A 16,094-nucleotide genomic window follows, 5' to 3' on the forward strand; every position below is an offset into this window, starting at 1 on the left:
CCGGCCGGAAGCCGGAGGGTGTCCGTCCGTGCGGCCTCATTGCATCGACGGCGCCGGACGTTGACGTTGTGCTGCGCGGGTCGATAGGAATGCTGAGAGGAATTCATCGTCTCATGGTGTGCTGTGGGTGCAAGCCAGAGGGTGGTGGCGACATGAGTGCGGGCGGTCGTCCATCACTGAATGGTTTCTTGTTTGACGGTTGTCTTGTCGACGATTAATGGCGCGCATCCGCCACAGGACCGAAATCTCTCGGGGAAAGGGGCGGACCCCCGACCGGACGGCATGTCAGGGCGCTGGCAGGGGCTCGCCGACGGCGGCAGGTAGGCGAGTGCGGCGGAACGGGGGTGCCACTGCGGACCGGAGGTCGAGCCCTGTTCCTTCGAAGAGGCGCAGTCCCGGGCGGGCCGCCGTGCGGTGCCGCTGCCGGGCCCGCTGGTCGCTGTGCTCCCGCAACATGCCGAGGCGCAAGCCCGCAAGTCCGCAAGCCCGCGAGCGCGAGTCCGCCGGCATCCCGCGGGGGTGAGTCGGACTGCGTGTGCACCACGCCGCTCGGGGGCCGCTGAGCCCGGACACGCGGCGCCGCGACGGGAAGCGGCTGCTCGAAGACGCGCCGGCGCGGGACGGCCGGATCCACGACGCCCGGCACGCCGCCGTCACCGTGCTCGTGCTGCTCGGCGTTCCGGACCGCGTCGTCGACCGGCCCGTGGGCGCGGAGCCGGGCACGTCCGCGCGCATGTGGGCGCGGGCGGTACCTCCACGTGCCGGACGCCATGCTCAAGGAGGTGGCCCGGAAGATCGCCGATGTCGCCCGGGGATCGCCGGACGCGTCCCCTGTGGACGAGAACCAGGACAGCGAGGTCTGAGACACGTCGAAGGGCCCCACCGCGAACGGTGGGGCCCTTCGACATCGTGCCCGGTGAGGCACTGGCGGAGGATACGAGATTCGAACTCGTGAGGGGTTGCCCCCAACACGCTTTCCAAGCGTGCGCCCTAGGCCTCTAGGCGAATCCTCCGCCGGGAACATTACATGACTCGGAGGGGTGCTCGCGAACTCGTTCCCAGGCCGGAGGATCGGGTACGCTGGGCGCAGCCCCTCACGTGGCGCTATCTGACTGAACTCCCCCAGGGCCGGAAGGCAGCAAGGGTAGGTCGGCTCTGGCGGGTGCGTGGGGGGCGCTTGCGTTGGCGGCCGGGCGCGTGTGGCGCTGGTCTCGGGGCGGGGCCGCTTGTCGGTGGGGCCCGATATCGTCGTAAGGGTGTCGTCCCTCGCGCTGTACCGCCGCTATCGACCCGAGACCTTCGCCGAGGTCATCGGGCAGGAGCATGTCACCGACCCCCTGCAGCAGGCGCTGCGGAACAACCGGGTCAACCACGCGTACCTGTTCAGCGGGCCGCGGGGCTGTGGCAAGACGACCAGCGCGCGCATCCTCGCCCGCTGCCTGAACTGCGAGCAGGGCCCCACGCCCACCCCGTGCGGGGAGTGCCAGTCGTGCCGGGACCTCGCGCGGAACGGGCCGGGTTCGATCGACGTCATCGAGATCGACGCCGCGTCGCACGGTGGTGTGGACGACGCCCGTGACCTGCGGGAGAAGGCGTTCTTCGGGCCCGCGGGCAGCCGGTACAAGATCTACATCATCGACGAGGCCCACATGGTCACCTCGGCGGGGTTCAACGCCCTGCTGAAGGTCGTGGAGGAGCCGCCGGAGCACCTCAAGTTCATCTTCGCGACGACGGAGCCCGAGAAGGTCATCGGGACGATCCGGTCGCGTACGCACCACTACCCCTTCCGGCTGGTGCCGCCCGGCACGCTGCGGGAGTACCTGGGCGAGGTCTGCGGCCGGGAGGACATCCCCGTCGAGGAGGGCGTGCTGCCGCTGGTCGTGCGGGCCGGAGGGGGGTCCGTGCGTGACTCGATGTCCGTGATGGACCAGCTCCTCGCCGGCGCCGGCGAGCAGGGCGTGACGTACGCCATGGCCACGTCGCTCCTCGGCTACACGGACGGGTCCCTGCTGGACGCCGTGGTGGAGGCGTTCGCGACCGGTGACGGCGCGGCGGCCTTCGAGGTGGTCGACCAGGTCGTGGAGGGCGGGAACGACCCGCGCCGGTTCGTCGCCGACCTGCTGGAGCGGCTGCGGGACCTGGTGATCCTCGCCGCGGTGCCCGACGCCGTGGACAAGGGCCTCATCGAGGGCCCGGTGGACGTGGTCGAGCGGATGACGGCGCAGGCGTCGACGTTCGGCGCGGCCGAGCTGAGCCGCGCCGCGGACCTCGTGAACACCGGCCTCACCGAGATGCGTGGCGCCACCTCGCCGCGGCTGCAGCTGGAGCTCATCTGCGCCCGTGTCCTGCTGCCCGCCGCCTTCGACGACGAGCGTTCGGTACAGGCCCGGCTGGAGCGGCTGGAGCGCGGCATGCACGTCCAGGCCGCCGGCCCGGGGCCCTCGACGGGGTACGTACCTGGGCCCGGTGCCCACCAGCCCGACGCGGTGGGGCACGGCGCTCCGGCGGCCGTGCCGCCCGGCGGCGGTCCCGCGGCCGCGCGGGCGGCCGTCCGCGGCGGCGGGCCCGGCGTCGGCGGTGGCCCGGCCGGGGGGTTCGGTGGCGGCGAGGGTGCCGGTCCTGTCCCTGTCCCCGCCGACCAGGCCGTACCTCCCACGCCGGCCACGCCGATCGCCCCGGCCGCACCCGCACCCGCACCCGCACCCGCACCCGTCGCCCCGGCCTCGCCCGCGCCCCCGGAGGCGCCGGCGGCGCCCGTCCCCGCCCCCGCGGCGGAGGCCGCGGGTTCCCGCGCCCCTGGCGCCTGGCCCAGCGCCGCCGCGTCCGGCGCCCCCGCACCCGCCGGCGCCGGTACAGGCGCCCCCGCCCCCGGCGGCCGGCAGCCCGGCGCGTGGCCGTCCGCCACCGCGCCCGGCCAGGGCCGCCCCGCCGCCCCGTCCCAGCAGCCGCAGCACGCCCCCCAGCCCCCGCAGCCGCAGGCGGCCCACGCCGCCCCGCAGCCGCCGGCGCACGGCGCCCCGCCCGCCGGGGCCTCCGCCGAGATGACGCACGGCGCCGCCCAGGCCCGCGCCATGTGGCCCGGCATCCTGGAGGCCGTCAAGAACCGCCGCCGCTTCACCTGGATCCTGCTCAGTCAGAACGCCCAGGTCGCCGGGTTCGACGGCACGACCCTCCAGCTCGGTTTCCTCAACGCGGGCGCCCGGGACAACTTCGCGGGCAGCGGCAGCGAGGAGGTGCTGCGGCAGGCGCTCGCCGAGCAGTTCCACGTCAACTGGAAGATCGAGGCGATCGTCGACCCGTCCGGCGGCTCCGGTCCGGCCCCCTCGGCCCACCAGGGCGGTTACGGCGGCGGCCGCCCCGCCGCCCCGGCCGGGCCGCCGCCGTCCGGCCCGCAGTCCCCGCCGCCCGCCGCGCCCCGCCCCGCCCCGCAGCCCCCGACCGGGCAGGCCCCGCAGGGGCGGTCCGGCCCGTCCACCGGCCCCGGCGGATACGAGCAGCCGCGGTCCACCGGACCCCAGCCGGTCGCCCCCGAGGACGACGTTCCGGAGGAGGACGATCCGGACCTGGTCGACTCCGCGCTCTCCGGTCACGACCTGATCGTCCGGGAGCTCGGCGCGACGGTGGTGGAGGAATACACGAACGAGTAGGGGACCCCGGCTCGGCGGCCCGCACAAAGGGTCCGCCGCGCGCCGGGCTACCCTGGCTGGCGTGAAGGTCCTCGTCATCGGCGGCGGCGCCCGCGAACACGCCCTGTGCCGCTCCCTCTCGCTCGATCCCGACGTCACCGCTCTGCACTGCGCGCCCGGCAACGCCGGAATCGCGGAGGTCGCCGAGCTGCACCGCGTCGACGCCCTCGACGGCGCGGCCGTGGCGCGCCTCGCCACCGACCTGGGGGCCGACCTGGTCGTCGTCGGCCCGGAGGCCCCGCTCGTCGCCGGGGTCGCCGACGCCGTGCGCGCGGCCGGTGTCCCCTGCTTCGGCCCCTCAGCGGAAGCCGCCCGGCTGGAGGGCTCCAAGGCGTTCGCGAAGGACGTGATGGCGTCCGCCGGCGTGCCCACGGCCCGCAGCTACGTCTGCACGACCCCCGAGGAGATCGACGAGGCGCTGGACGCCTTCGGCGCCCCGTACGTCGTCAAGGACGACGGTCTCGCCGCCGGCAAGGGCGTCGTCGTCACGGGCGACGTGGAGGAGGCCCGCGCCCACGCCCGCTCCTGCGAGCGCGTGGTCATCGAGGAGTACCTCGACGGCCCCGAGGTGTCCCTCTTCGCGGTCACCGACGGCACCACCGTCCTCCCCCTCACCCCCGCCCAGGACTTCAAGCGCGCCCTCGACGGCGACGAGGGCCCCAACACCGGTGGCATGGGCGCCTACTCCCCGCTGCCGTGGGCCGACCCCAAGCTGGTCGACGAGGTCATGGCAAGCGTCCTGCAGCCGACCGTCGACGAACTGCGCCGTCGCGGCACGCCGTTCTCCGGCCTGCTGTACGCGGGCCTCGCGATCACCTCGCGCGGCGTGCGGGTCATCGAGTTCAACGCCCGCTTCGGAGACCCCGAGACGCAGGTCGTCCTGGCCCGCCTCAGGACGCCGCTGGCCGGGGTCCTGCTCCACGCGGCGAACGGCACGCTCGACTCCGAGCCGCCGCTCACCTGGCGCGACGAGGCCGCCGTCACCGTCGTCGTCGCCGCGCACGACTACCCGGCCACCCCGCGCACCGGCGACCCGATCGGCGGCCTCGACGAGGTCGCCGAGCTGGACGCGCCGCACGCGTACGTCCTGCACGCCGGTACGCGGCGCGAGGGCGACGCGGTCGTCAGCGCCGGCGGTCGCGTCCTGTCCGTCACCGCCACCGGCGCGGACCTGGCACAGGCCAGGGAGCGGGCGTACGCGGCGGTCGGGCGGATCCGCCTGGAGGGCTCCCAGCACCGGACCGACATCGCCCGTACGGCCGCCGGGCAGTAAACCCGTTCGAACCCCGAACCGTCCTCAGCCTTAGCCAAAGCCATTCCATCGAGTGACGGCTCACCCATCCGGATGACGCCTGCCGACGCCCCAACTAGGGTGCCGCGCAGGCGTTCCGGCACTTGGCCCACCGGCATTGCGATGTCAGGGGCGGGTGTCACAGTGGGGGAGTGAGCAGAACCGTCGCAGGCGTGGAGGGGGTGACGTAAGGCCGTGTTCGGGTCCGGATCCGACAGGGACGGCGTGGGCGTCCCGCGTGCCGGTGGCGCGCTGGGCGAGGAGCGCGGCGCGCGCGCCGCGCACGCCCTGGCCGTCGCCGTGCTGCGGGTGCGCGGTCGTGCCCTGGCCGTCGCCCTGCTGCCGGCCGCCGTCGCCGTCGTCCTGCTCACCGGTGGGTTCACGGGTCAGTTGGCGGGCGGCGGCTGGGACGCGGCGCGGTGGGTGGTGTCCGGTCTGGCCGCGGTCGTGCTGCTGGGCGCGGCCGGCGTCGGCGCGGTCATCGCGCGGGCCCGCCCGGCGCTCACGCCGACCGTCGAGATCACGGAGGCGTCCGCCCCGGACCTGTACCGGATGGTGCGCGACCTGGCCTCGCGGCTGTCGGTGCCCGCGCCGTCGGCGATAGCGCTGACACCGGACTGCGACAGCTGGCTGGAGGACCGCACGCACCGGGCGCACCGTGTGTCCGGCCGTCCGCACGGGCCGTCGGACGCCGCTCCCGTCCTGGTCATAGGGTCACCGTTCCTGTGGTGGATGCGGGTCGGCGAGCTGCGGGCGGTGCTGGCGCCGGTCGTGGCCGGCACGGGCTCGTCCGCCGACCCCGACATAGCCGCGGCCCGCCGGTTCGTCCGCGGGCTGGACGCGGCCGTGGCCCTGCCCGACCGGCCGGCGCTCGGCGCGCTGCCACGGCTGGGCGCCCGGGGCGCGGGCGCGGTCGCGCGACTGCTGCTGCGGGCCGTGCGCGGACCCGCCACCGAGATGGAGCGGGGCGTGGCGGCGGCGGCGTCGGAGCGCGCGCAGGCCGTGGACTACGGACTGCGGATCGTCGCCCAGGAGCAGGTCGGCCTCGCGTACGCGGGGTGGGACCGGCTGCTGACCCGGGTCGCGCTCCCCGCCTGGCGCATGGGCCGCTGGCCGTCCCGGCTGGACGCGGGCGTCGTCTCGGCGCTCACGGAGCTCTCCCGTCGCGACCGGCTGGCCGAGGGCTACACGGCGCGGCTGGGCGAGCGGCCCGCGTGCGACCTCCTGGAGGAGCCCGGACTGGTGGACGAGGCGACGTCCCTGCTGGCCGCCCGCCTCTTCCACGGCGGCCCGGCCGTACCGGGTCCCGACTGGGCGCCGGTCGACTGGCAGCGGTACCCGGAGGAGGTCGTCGACCGGAAGTGGCGCACCGAGGCCGCCCGCCTCCACCGCGCCCTCGACCGCCTGGGCGCCCACCCGGGCGGCCCGGACGGGGCTCCCGACCCCGAGGGCCCCACGCTCGCCCGCGTCCTGCGGCACCTGTCGACGGCGGACGACGGCGACACCCTGGCGGCGGCGATCAGCGCGGAACTCTCCCGCGAGGAGTCCACCCGCCGGCCCCCGCCCGACCCGTCACCAAGCGACCGGACGCCGACCGGCCCGAAGACGGGCGACCTGCCGCCGACCGGCCGGGCGCCCGGCGACGCGCCGTCGAGCGGCCAGGCGCCGGCCACCCCGGCCACGGACGCCACCCCGGCCACGGACGCCACCCCGGCCACCGCCGCAATCACCCCCGTGCCGCTCCGTGACGGGCAGGAGACGGCCGCATCCGGTCAGATCGAGGCGGCCGCGCACCGGGGGAGCGCGTCCACCCCCGCGCACGCCGCGGGCGCCGCAGGGCCCGCGCCGTACATCTGGGGCGGTGACGACCTGCCGCTCCTGCCGCTCCAGCCGCCCCGCACGGGCCGGGAGTTGCTGGCCGATCACGTCACGGCGATGGTCTGCTGTGCCGCCGTCGACACCGCGGGCGCCGCACCCGGGCTGGACTGGCTGGACGGGCCGGTCCTGCTGCTCGGTGAGGACGGCGGCAGGCAGCGCGCCGACGTGGCCGACGGGGTCCTCGCGCTGATCGAGGACGCCGACCCCGAACCGCTGCGGAGCTGGCTCGCCGCCGTGGGCGCGCGCCCGGAGAAGCCCGTACGACTCGTCTGACGACCGCCCCGGCGGTCGCCTGACGGGCCCGGTCCGGCAGTAGCCCTCCACCGCCACGCCACCCCCCGGCCCGGCCACCCGCACGCCCAGCCGCCCGCCCGACTCCACGCCCGCCCTCGGTCCCACCCGCCCCACTCACCGGCGTGCCGCCGCCCGCGGCAGCTCCCGCCCATCGCCGCACCCGCTGCCGAGCCGCCGCAGCCCCCACCCGCCGCCGAATCACGCGCCGCCGACCCACCCGGTGCGGACGGGTGCGCCGGGTGCCCCGGTGGTACCCCTCCCGGAAGGCGCAGTTCCGTTCACGTCAATTCGCGACGACCGGTGACGGAGTGCGTGCGTTATGTGATGTGCTGGGGACCGGCGCTGAACGCGTCGGACCACCGGAACCGGGGGAGCTGAGGGAGGGGCGCGGCATGGGGGCGGAGCACGTACGGAGGTGGGAGTCGGGGGCGCTCGCCCACGCGGCCGCCGATCCGTTCGGTCAGGGGCGGCTGCCCTGGCTGCGCGGGACCGAGCAGTTCGTCGACGAGGACGGCCGCGTCACCACCTGGTACGCCGATCAGCCCTCGCCCCCGCACCCGCGCCCGTACCCCCCGAGCCCGCGCCCGGCCGCGTCCCGGGGCGGCGGCCCGCGCGCCGCGGACGACGTCCACCTCCAGATCAAGGGCTTCGCCTCCACGGGCGCGGTCGCCCCGGGCGAGGCGGTCGACTTCCACGTCACGGTCAACCCGCCCCAGCAGTTCTCGGTGGACGTGTACCGCATCGGGCACTACGGCGGCGACGGCGCCACCAAGATCACCACCAGTCCGCGCCTCTCCGGCATCGTCCAGCCGCCGCCGCTCACGGCGGACCGCACGGTCTCCTGCCACCACTGGTGGCTCTCGTGGCGGTTGCAGGTCCCGGCGTACTGGTCGACCGGCGCGTACGTCGCCGTGCTCACCACGGTGGACGGCTACCGCTCCCACATCCCGTTCACGGTCCGCGACGCCCACCCGGCGGACCTGCTCCTGGTCCTCCCGGACCTCACGTGGCAGGCGTACAACCTCTATCCGGAGGACGGCCGTACGGGCGCGAGCCTCTACCACGCGTGGGGCGCCGACGGGCGCCTGCTCGGCGAGGCGGACGCCGCGGTCACGGTCTCCTTCGACCGCCCGTACGCCGGGCAGGGCCTGCCGCTGCACGTCGGCCACGCCTACGACGTCATCCGCTGGGCCGAGCGGTACGGCTACGACCTGGCCTACGCCAACGCCACCGACCTGCACGCCGGCCGCGTCGACCCGACCCGCTACCGGGGCCTGGTCTTCCCCGGCCACGACGAGTACTGGTCGGTGCCGCTGCGCCGGGCCGTGGAGGCCGCCCGGGACGCCGGCACCTCCCTGGTCTTCCTGTCGGCCAACTCCCTGTACTGGCAGGTCGAGCTCTCCGCGTCCCCGCCCGGTGTGCCGGACCGCCTGCTCACCTGCCGGAAACGCCGGGGCCCGGGCAGGTCGGCGCTGTGGCGGGAGGCGGACCGCCCGGAGCAGCAGCTGCTCGGCATCCAGTACGCGGGCCGTGTCCCGGAGCCGGCCCCGCTGGTCGTGCGGAACGCCGGGCACTGGCTCTGGGACTCCACCGGCGCCGGCGACGGCGACGAGCTGCCGGGCCTCGTCGCGGGCGAGGCGGACCGCTACTTCCCGCGCACCGCCCTCCCCGCCCACCAGCGGCGCATCCTGCTCGCCCACTCCCCGTACCGGGACGGGGACGGCGCCGTCCGCCACCAGGAGACGTCCCTCTACCGCGCCCCGTCCGGCGCCCTCGTCTTCGCGTCGGGAACGTTCGCCTGGTCGCCGGCTCTGGACCGGCCGGGTCATGTCGACCTCCGGGTCCAGCGCGCCACGGCGAACCTGCTGGACCGCATCTGCAAACGGGACTAGAACGTCCCTGCACCCCTGGCCACGGCCCGTCCCGCCGCGTGCGGGAGAATCGGAACCGATCGGTCAGAACCACGGGGAGGAACCGTGTCCGGATTCGTAGAAAAGCCCGAGCCGCTTCAGGTGCCGGGCCTGGTGCATCTGCACACCGGGAAGGTGCGCGAGCTGTACCGGAACGAGGCGGGCGACCTCGTGATGGTCGCCAGCGACCGCATGTCCGCGTACGACTGGGTCCTGCCCACGGAGATCCCGGACAAGGGGCGCGTCCTCACCCAGCTCTCCCTGTGGTGGTTCGACCGGCTCGCGGACCTCATCCCCAACCACGTCATCTCCACGGAGCTGCCGGAGGGCGCCCCCGCGGAGTGGGAGGGGCGCACGCTGGTCTGCCGCTCGCTGTCGATGATCCCCGTGGAGTGCGTGGCCCGCGGCTACCTCACCGGCTCCGGCCTGGTCGAGTACGAGGCGAACCGCACGGTCTGCGGCCTCGCCCTGCCCGAGGGCCTCGTCGACGGCTCGGAGCTGCCCGCCCCGATCTTCACGCCGGCCACGAAGGCCGCCGTCGGGGAGCACGACGAGAACGTCTCCTACGAGGAGGTCGCCCGACAGGTCGGCGCCGAGACCGCCGCGCAGCTGCGGCAGTCGACCCTCGCCGTGTACAGCAGGGCCCGGGACGTCGCACGGGACCGGGGGATCATCCTCGCGGACACCAAGTTCGAGTTCGGCCACGACGCGGCGGGCGGCCTCGTGCTGGCCGACGAGGTCCTGACGCCGGACTCGTCGCGCTTCTGGCCGGCCGCCGAGTGGGAGCCGGGCCGCGCGCAGTCCTCGTACGACAAGCAGTTCGTGCGGGACTGGCTCACGTCCCCCGCCTCCGGCTGGGACCGCCGCAGCGAGCAGCCGCCGCCGCCGCTCCCGCGCGAGGTCGTGGAGGCGACGCGCGCCAAGTACATCGAGGCGTACGAGCTGCTGACGGGCACGGCCTGGTAGCCGTACGACCGCACCTGACGGGTTCCGGGCGTACGAAGGCCGGACGCGGCACACACGGACGGACGCGGGCGCACCCACGGGGTGGGTCCGCGCCCGTCCGGTCGGTCGATCCGCTCCGGGAACGGAACCGGAACCGGAACCGGAACCGGGAGGGGAACGGGGCGGGAACGCCGAAGGCCCCGGTCGGATGACCGGGGCCTTCACACTGAGCGGACGACGAGATTCGAACTCGCGACCCTCACCTTGGCAAGGTGATGCTCTACCAACTGAGCCACGTCCGCATGCGCCGTAGCGCGGGACCCACTATACCCAACCCCGCTCGCGCGCGAGACGCACCGCGGCATGACGGTTCTCGGCCCCGAGCTTCGAGACGGCGGAGGAGAGGTAGTTGCGGACCGTCCCGGGGGAGAGGTGGGCCCGGCGGGCGATCTCCGCGACGGGTGCCCCGTCGGCGGCGAGTTCCAGCACCTCGGCCTCGCGCGCGGTCAGCGGGGAGTCGCCCGCGGAGATGGCGTCGGCGGCCAACTCCGGGTCCACGTAGCGGTTTCCGGCGTGCACGGTGCGGATGATCTCGGCGAGCCGCTGGGCGCTGACCGTCTTCGGGACGAATCCCCGCACGCCGGCCGTGAGGGCCCGCTTGAGGTGGCCCGGGCGGCCGTGCCCCGTCACGATCATGGTCTGGCAGCCGGGCAGTTCGGCCTGGAGCGCTGTGGCGACCCTCACACCGTCGGCGCCCGGCATCTGGAGGTCCAGCACCGCCACGTCGGGCCGGTGGACGCGCGCCATGGCGAGCGCCTCCGGGCCGGACGCGGCCTCGGCGACGACCTCCAGGTCGTCCTCCAGCCCGAGGAGGGCGGCGAGCGCGCCCCGGATCAGGTGCTCGTCGTCGGCGAGCAGCACTCGTACGGTCATCAGCGGACCCCTTCCACGTCGTCCCGCCGCCCGGGGGGAGCCCCGTCGGCCACCGGGGCCGCGCCGGCCACCGGGGCCATGTCGGTCGCGGGGACCATGCCGGTCGCCGCCGTCACGTCGGTCACGTCGGCCGTGCCGGGCGCCACCCTCGTCAGCGGCCCGGCGGTCGCCGTCGCGGCCGTCCCCGCTCCGGTGGTCCCGGCCGCCCCCGTTCCGGCGATGACCGCGGCCGCCGCGGCGACCGTGGCGGCGCCGAGAGGTACGCGGGCCGTGACGCGGAACCGGCTGCCGCCGTCGACCGGCCCGGCCTCCAGCACGCCGTCCAGGGCGGCCAGCCGCTCCCGCAACCCGGCCAGCCCCGACCCGGGTGCCTCCGGCGCGCGGGTCCTGCCCGCCCCGGTACGACCGACGCCGCAGCCCGCCCCGACACCGCCCGGCACCCCGGTCCCGCCACCCGCCCCGGTTCCGCCACCCGCCCCCGTACCGCCCGACGGCCCGGTCCCGCCCGGCACCCCGGTACCGCCCGGCCCCTCGCCACCGCCCGGTCCTCCGGCCGCACCGCCCGCTCCGGCAACGCCCCACGGCCCCGAACCGACCGGCGCCCCGGGCCAGTCCCGCGCCGCCCCGGGCGCGTCCGCCGCGCCGGCGTCCCCCGCCGCCCCGGGTGCGGCCGGTACCGCCGTGGTGGCGGCGCCGTCGTTCTCGATGACGAGGACCGCGCGGTCGCTCCCCGCCGGTACCGTCACCGTCACCTCGCAGAGCCGGGCGTCGCCGTGCCGCAGGACGTTCGTGGTGGCCTCGCGGACGACCCAGGCGAGCGCCGACTGCACGGGCGCGGGCAGGACCGCCTCGGCGTCCCGCACGTCGACGCGGCAGACGATGCCGGCGGCGGCCAGCACGCCGCGGGCGCCCTCCAGTTCGGTGTGGAGGTCCGCCCCGCGGTAGCCGCGCACGACGTCGCGCACCTCCCGCTGGGAGTCCTGGGCGATGCGCTGCACCTCGGCCATCTCCGTGACGGCCCGGTCGGTGGCGCCGCGCCGGGCGAGCTGGACGGCGAGCTCGCTCTTGAGGGCGATCACCGAGAGGTTGCGCCCCATGACGTCGTGGAGGTCGCGGGCGAACCGGAGCCGTTCCTCCGTGACGGCCAGCCGCGCCTGGAGCCGGTGGGCGGCGTCCAGTTCCCACACGGCCCGCAGCAGCCAGCCGGAGAAGCCGCTGGTGACGGCGAAGACCACCGTCCCGAAAGCGGACGAGACGGTGACGCCGACGACCGCGGTGGCGGGCAGCCCCATGGCCAGGGCGAGCCCCGCGACACCGCCGATCGCGACGACCGTCAGGGCGAGCAGGTGGCGGGTCCGCAGGGAGCACAGGGCGAGGGCGCCGACGCCCCAGCTGACCAGCCCGGCGGCGATGTACATCGTGATCTGGAGGTCGAGCAGGGGAGCCACCCGGCGCTGGGCGAGCACGGTGACGCAGCCGAGCACGGTGAGCGCCGCGACGGCGGCCATCAGCCGGTGCGGGCGGTCACGCCTGCCGAGCTGCCAGCTGAGGGCCCACGAGGCGAGGACCGCGACGAGCACCGTGTGCACGACGACCAGCAGGAACAGCCAGCCGCCGATGGGACCGGCCTGCACGGCGAGGGCCAGCGCCGGCAGCCCCGAGATGAACACCGACACCCCGGCGAGCCCGTGGTACGTCCACCGCGTGTACAGCTCGACCTTCTCCGGATTGCTCCTGCGGCTCCACCAGCCGGTCAGTCCAGGCATGCGCCCCGTCTCCCCCCGTCCCGCTCAGTGGCGGGGCTCCCACCGGAACCACCGCCGCACAGCAAACACCGACACGGCCGTCCAGGCCAGGGCGGTCACCACCGCCCGCACGAGCTCCCCCGCATCGCCCCCGCCGAGCCACCCGGCCCGTACGAGCTGCACCACCCCGGTCACCGGCAGCAGCGCGCACACGTCCTGCACCCGCTCCGGGAACACCTCCAGCGGGACGAACAGTCCCGAGCCGAACGCCGACACCAGGAACAGCGGCATCGTCGTCAGCTGCGCGCTCTCCACGGTCCTGGTCAGTCCCGCGGTGACCGCGGCGAGCGCGGCGAGCAGCACGATGCCGACGAGGACGCCCGCGACGAGCAACTCCGGCCGCCGGGGCGCCCGCACGTCGAGGAACGCCACCGCCGCCCCCACCATGATCAGGCACTGGGCGAGGGTGAGCGCCACCGAGGGCAGCGCCGTCCCGACGAGGATCTCCGGGTCGGTCGCCTCGCCGGTGCGCAGCCGCTTGAGGACGAGCTCCTCGCGGCGCGCGACGTACGCGGGGACGAGGTTGAGGTAGACGACGATGACGAGGACCATCCCGACGCCGCCGGTCATCACCGCTTCGAGCAGGGTCAGTCCGCTCTTCTCCGCGCCGATCCGGTCGACGCTCGTCCCGATCGAGCCGACCATCAGCAGTGGCATGAGGAGGGTGACGAAGAGCGAGGTGCGGTTGCGTACGAGGAGGGTCAGTTCGGCCCGCGCGAGCGCGCCGAGCCGGCCGGCGGCCGTGGTTCCGGGCCGCTCGTGGACGGTGGTCGCCGCCATGTCACACCCCCACCGTGTCGGCGCGGTCCCCGGAGGACCGCGCTATCTCCAGGAACGCCTCCTCCAGTGAGGCGGACCGCGCGTCGAGCCCGTCGAGCGTCACGCCCTGGTCGCGGGCCCAGCCGAGCAGGTCGGTCAGGGCCTGCTGGAGGTCGTGGGTGCGGATCTCGACGCGCCGGGCGCCCTGCTGCGCGGCGCGCAGGGAGAGCGGCAGCCGGGCGGCGGGGACGCCGGCGGGGAGGGCGAAGCGGATCCGGGCGGGCCGGGAGGCGGTCACCTCCGCCGGAGTGCCGGAGGAGACGACGCGTCCGGCGTGCATGATCGCCAGCCGGTCGGCGAGGGCCTCGGCCTCTTCCAGGTAGTGCGTGGTGAGCAGCACGGTCGTGCCGGTCTCGCGGAGCTGGCGCACGAGGTCCCAGGTGTCGCGGCGGCCCTCGGCGTCGAGTCCGGTGGTGGGCTCGTCGAGGAACAGCACGTCGGGCCGGCCCAGCAGGGCGAGCGCCAGGTCGAGCCGCCGCCGTTCGCCGCCGGAGAGCTGCTTGACGCGGACGCGGGCGCGGCCGGTGAGGCCGACCATGTCGAGCGCCTCACCGGTCGGCCGGGCACCGCTGGTGCACCCGGCCCACATGCGGACCGTCTCGCTGACGGTCAGGTCGGACGGGAAGCCGCCTTCCTGGAGCATCACGCCGATGCGGGGCCGGACGGCGGCGCGCTGCCGGTACGGGTCGTGGCCCAGCACCCGGACGCTGCCGCCGTCGGGGGCGGCGAGCCCTTCGAGGATCTCGACGGTGGAGGTCTTCCCGGCGCCGTTGGTGCCGAGGAGCGCGAAGATCTCCCCGCGCTCCACGGCGAAGGTGATGCCGGTCACCGCTTCGAAGCCCCCGGCGTACCGGCGGCGGAGCCCTTCCGCCTCGATGACGGGTCCGTCGTCGGGCCGGCGTCCGGTCCCGGGATGGGACGCGGGTCCGGGGCCGGGACGTGGCGCGGGGGCGGGTACGGGTCCGGCGTGGCTCCGGGCGGGCCCGTGGTCGGGGGCGGAGTGGTCGTCGCTGGTCATGGTTCCAGGCTCGGCGCGGACCGGGGCGGTCGGCAGTGGGCGCTGTCAGCTCCTCGCGATGACAAATGTCATCGCAGCGGAGAGGAGGGGAGAGTAGGGGCGCCGGATGCGGGGCCGGGAACGGCGAAGACCCCGGTCGATTGACCGGGGTCTCCATTCCTGAGCGGACGACGAGATTCGAACTCGCGACCCTCACCTTGGCAAGGTGATGCTCTACCAACTGAGCCACGTCCGCATTGCTCCCGACCGGCTTTCACCGGGCGGTGCGAACACCACTGTACCTGATCCACCGGAGTGGTCGGTACGTGATGTGGAGCGGGTGACAGGAATCGCACACTGCGCCTTCCCCCTGGAAGGGGGATGTTCTACTACTGAACTACACCCGCACGCTCCGTGAGGTCTCGGCCTTTTCGGCCTCGCCCCTCGGCGTGCTCCAGACTTTAGCCGATCAAGGGGGGTGCCGCGCAACTCGGTGCTCCGGCACCGCTCCCGCCGGCCTCGGGGAGCGTGCCTCCCCGGCCCCCGCCGGCCTTTCGGGGAGACCGGCGGGCCCGTCGCCCGACGGAACGTCCCCCCCCCGGGCCCCCGCCGGCGTCTCGCCGGGGCCCGACCGGCCGACCGCCGCGCTGCCGCCCCGCACGAGCGCCGCCGGTACGAGTGCTCCCCTCGCACGGTGCGGCTCCTGCCCGGGACCCCCGCCTCGCCGAGCGCCCGCGTCGAACGCCGCCCTCCGCAGGGGGCCCGCCCCGTGCGACCGCCGCCCGAGCGGGCCTCGTCCCGCATCGGTGGCCGCCCCCCCACGGACGGCCCCGCACAAGGGCCTCGCACCTGCCGCGCCCCGCACGGACGGCCCCGCACAGGCGCCCTGCACGCACGACCCGCATCTGACCCGGCGGTGCGCGGGACGGTCGGCGGGAGGCCGCACCCCGCACAGGCCGCGCCCCGGACGCCCCGCACAGGCCGCGCCCGGCAAGGGCGGCCCCGCACGGGCGCCGACGTGCGGCGGGGGCGGCGACTCCCGTCACCGCCCCCGCCCGCGTCCCGCCGCCGGCTCAGGCCGGCGCCCTACGTCTCAGTGCGCCTCTTCGAAGGCGTCGTACACCCGCTTCGGGATGCGGCCGCGCGCCGGGACGTCCAGCTTGTTGGACTGCGCCCAGGCGCGAACGGCCGCCGGGTCGGGGTCCACGGCGGTGTGCCGGAACGGCTTGCGGGCCTTCTCGACGCCGCCGCCGGACTTCTTCCGGCCGGCGTCGAGGTACGGGGCGAGGGCCTTGCGCAGTTTCTCTGCATTGGCTTCATTGAGGTCGATCTCGTACGACTTACCGTCGAGGCCGAACCTGACCGTTTCCGCCGCTTCCCCGCCCTCGATGTCGTCGGTGAGCGTGACCACTACGCGCTGCGCCACGGATATCGGTCCCTTCCCGTGGTAAGCCGCCGTCGATGTGTGTTCTGTGACACGTTTGACGTGCGGCGATACCTGATTCACATGGGTGTTATTTCCTTTGTACAGCGCCG

Annotated in this window: 10 protein-coding genes, 4 tRNA genes, 1 other RNA gene and 1 pseudogene; 7 read left to right on the forward strand and 9 right to left on the reverse strand. The window is 75.3% G+C overall.

Going from position 1 to position 16,094, the window contains the following annotated elements:
* Positions 1-381: 381 nt before the first annotated feature.
* Positions 382-863 (forward strand): annotated as a pseudogene (locus tag ACF053_RS30240) (site-specific integrase); the annotation flags it as partial.
* 62 nt (positions 864-925) lie between these two features.
* Here ACF053_RS30240 and ACF053_RS11415 read toward each other — a convergent pair.
* Positions 926-1,013 (reverse strand) — tRNA-Ser (locus ACF053_RS11415).
* A 72-nt stretch (positions 1,014-1,085) separates the two neighbouring features.
* Between ACF053_RS11415 and ffs the strand changes: the two genes are divergently transcribed.
* The 6 genes from ffs (at position 1,086) to ACF053_RS11445 (ending at position 10,025) form a co-directional block, all read left to right on the forward strand.
* Positions 1,086-1,184: signal recognition particle sRNA small type (gene ffs / locus ACF053_RS11420), an RNA gene on the forward strand.
* Positions 1,185-1,256: 72 nt separating this feature from the next.
* Entirely contained in the window at positions 1,257-3,647 is a 2,391-nt protein-coding gene (locus ACF053_RS11425) for a DNA polymerase III subunit gamma and tau (RefSeq protein ID WP_391953643.1), read from the forward strand.
* A 61-nt stretch (positions 3,648-3,708) separates the two neighbouring features.
* Positions 3,709-4,959 (forward strand): phosphoribosylamine--glycine ligase, encoded by a 1,251-nt coding sequence (gene purD, locus ACF053_RS11430; RefSeq protein ID WP_391953644.1) that lies wholly within the window; start codon positions 3,709-3,711, stop codon positions 4,957-4,959.
* A 243-nt stretch (positions 4,960-5,202) separates the two neighbouring features.
* On the forward strand, positions 5,203-7,128 hold the full coding sequence (locus ACF053_RS11435; RefSeq protein ID WP_391953645.1) for a hypothetical protein: 1,926 nt from the start codon (positions 5,203-5,205) through the stop codon (positions 7,126-7,128).
* 413 nt (positions 7,129-7,541) lie between these two features.
* Positions 7,542-9,041 (forward strand): N,N-dimethylformamidase beta subunit family domain-containing protein, encoded by a 1,500-nt coding sequence (locus ACF053_RS11440; RefSeq protein ID WP_391953646.1) that lies wholly within the window; start codon positions 7,542-7,544, stop codon positions 9,039-9,041.
* 84 nt (positions 9,042-9,125) lie between these two features.
* Positions 9,126-10,025 carry a phosphoribosylaminoimidazolesuccinocarboxamide synthase gene (locus ACF053_RS11445; protein WP_391953647.1) on the forward strand — a complete coding sequence of 300 codons (900 nt, stop codon included), beginning with the start codon at positions 9,126-9,128 and terminating at the stop codon, positions 10,023-10,025.
* A 208-nt stretch (positions 10,026-10,233) separates the two neighbouring features.
* Here the strand turns inward: ACF053_RS11445 and ACF053_RS11450 are convergent.
* The 8 genes from ACF053_RS11450 to ACF053_RS11485 all read right to left on the reverse strand — a co-directional run bounded on the left by ACF053_RS11450 (position 10,234) and on the right by ACF053_RS11485 (position 15,984).
* Positions 10,234-10,306: transfer RNA gene (locus ACF053_RS11450), tRNA-Gly, on the reverse strand.
* 22 nt (positions 10,307-10,328) lie between these two features.
* Positions 10,329-10,937: a response regulator gene (locus tag ACF053_RS11455; protein WP_391953648.1), complete on the reverse strand. Its 609-nt coding sequence runs from the start codon at positions 10,935-10,937 to the stop codon at positions 10,329-10,331.
* Complete coding sequence (locus ACF053_RS11460; RefSeq protein ID WP_391953649.1) at positions 10,937-12,703, reverse strand: histidine kinase; 1,767 nt, start codon at positions 12,701-12,703, stop codon at positions 10,937-10,939. The genes ACF053_RS11455 and ACF053_RS11460 overlap by 1 nt, the downstream gene beginning before the upstream one ends.
* Positions 12,704-12,727: 24 nt before the next feature.
* Entirely contained in the window at positions 12,728-13,522 is a 795-nt protein-coding gene (locus ACF053_RS11465) for an ABC transporter permease (RefSeq protein ID WP_391953650.1), read from the reverse strand.
* A 1-nt stretch (position 13,523) separates the two neighbouring features.
* Positions 13,524-14,579 carry an ABC transporter ATP-binding protein gene (locus tag ACF053_RS11470; RefSeq protein WP_391953651.1) on the reverse strand — a complete coding sequence of 352 codons (1,056 nt, stop codon included), beginning with the start codon at positions 14,577-14,579 and terminating at the stop codon, positions 13,524-13,526.
* A 162-nt stretch (positions 14,580-14,741) separates the two neighbouring features.
* A tRNA-Gly gene (locus ACF053_RS11475) sits at positions 14,742-14,814 on the reverse strand.
* 76 nt (positions 14,815-14,890) lie between these two features.
* Positions 14,891-14,965 (reverse strand) — tRNA-Gly (locus ACF053_RS11480).
* Between the two features lie 686 nt (positions 14,966-15,651).
* Positions 15,652-15,984, reverse strand: coding sequence for a histone-like nucleoid-structuring protein Lsr2 (locus tag ACF053_RS11485; protein ID WP_391953652.1), 333 nt, complete (start codon positions 15,982-15,984; stop codon positions 15,652-15,654).
* Positions 15,985-16,094 lie beyond the last annotated feature (110 nt).

Source organism: Streptomyces kanasensis, assembly GCF_043077165.1.
GTDB lineage: Bacteria > Actinomycetota > Actinomycetes > Streptomycetales > Streptomycetaceae > Streptomyces > Streptomyces changanensis.

Excerpts from the sequence above, each read along its gene's own strand:
- ACF053_RS11440 (WP_391953646.1), top strand. The coding sequence starts at position 7,542 with ATGGGGGCGGAGCACGTACGGAGGTGGGAGTCGGGGGCGCTCGCCCAC.
- ACF053_RS11455 (WP_391953648.1), bottom strand. The coding sequence starts at position 10,937 with ATGACCGTACGAGTGCTGCTCGCCGACGACGAGCACCTGATCCGGGGC.
- ACF053_RS11460 (WP_391953649.1), bottom strand. The coding sequence starts at position 12,703 with ATGCCTGGACTGACCGGCTGGTGGAGCCGCAGGAGCAATCCGGAGAAG.
- ACF053_RS11465 (WP_391953650.1), bottom strand. The coding sequence starts at position 13,522 with ATGGCGGCGACCACCGTCCACGAGCGGCCCGGAACCACGGCCGCCGGC.
- ACF053_RS11470 (WP_391953651.1), bottom strand. The coding sequence starts at position 14,579 with ATGACCAGCGACGACCACTCCGCCCCCGACCACGGGCCCGCCCGGAGC.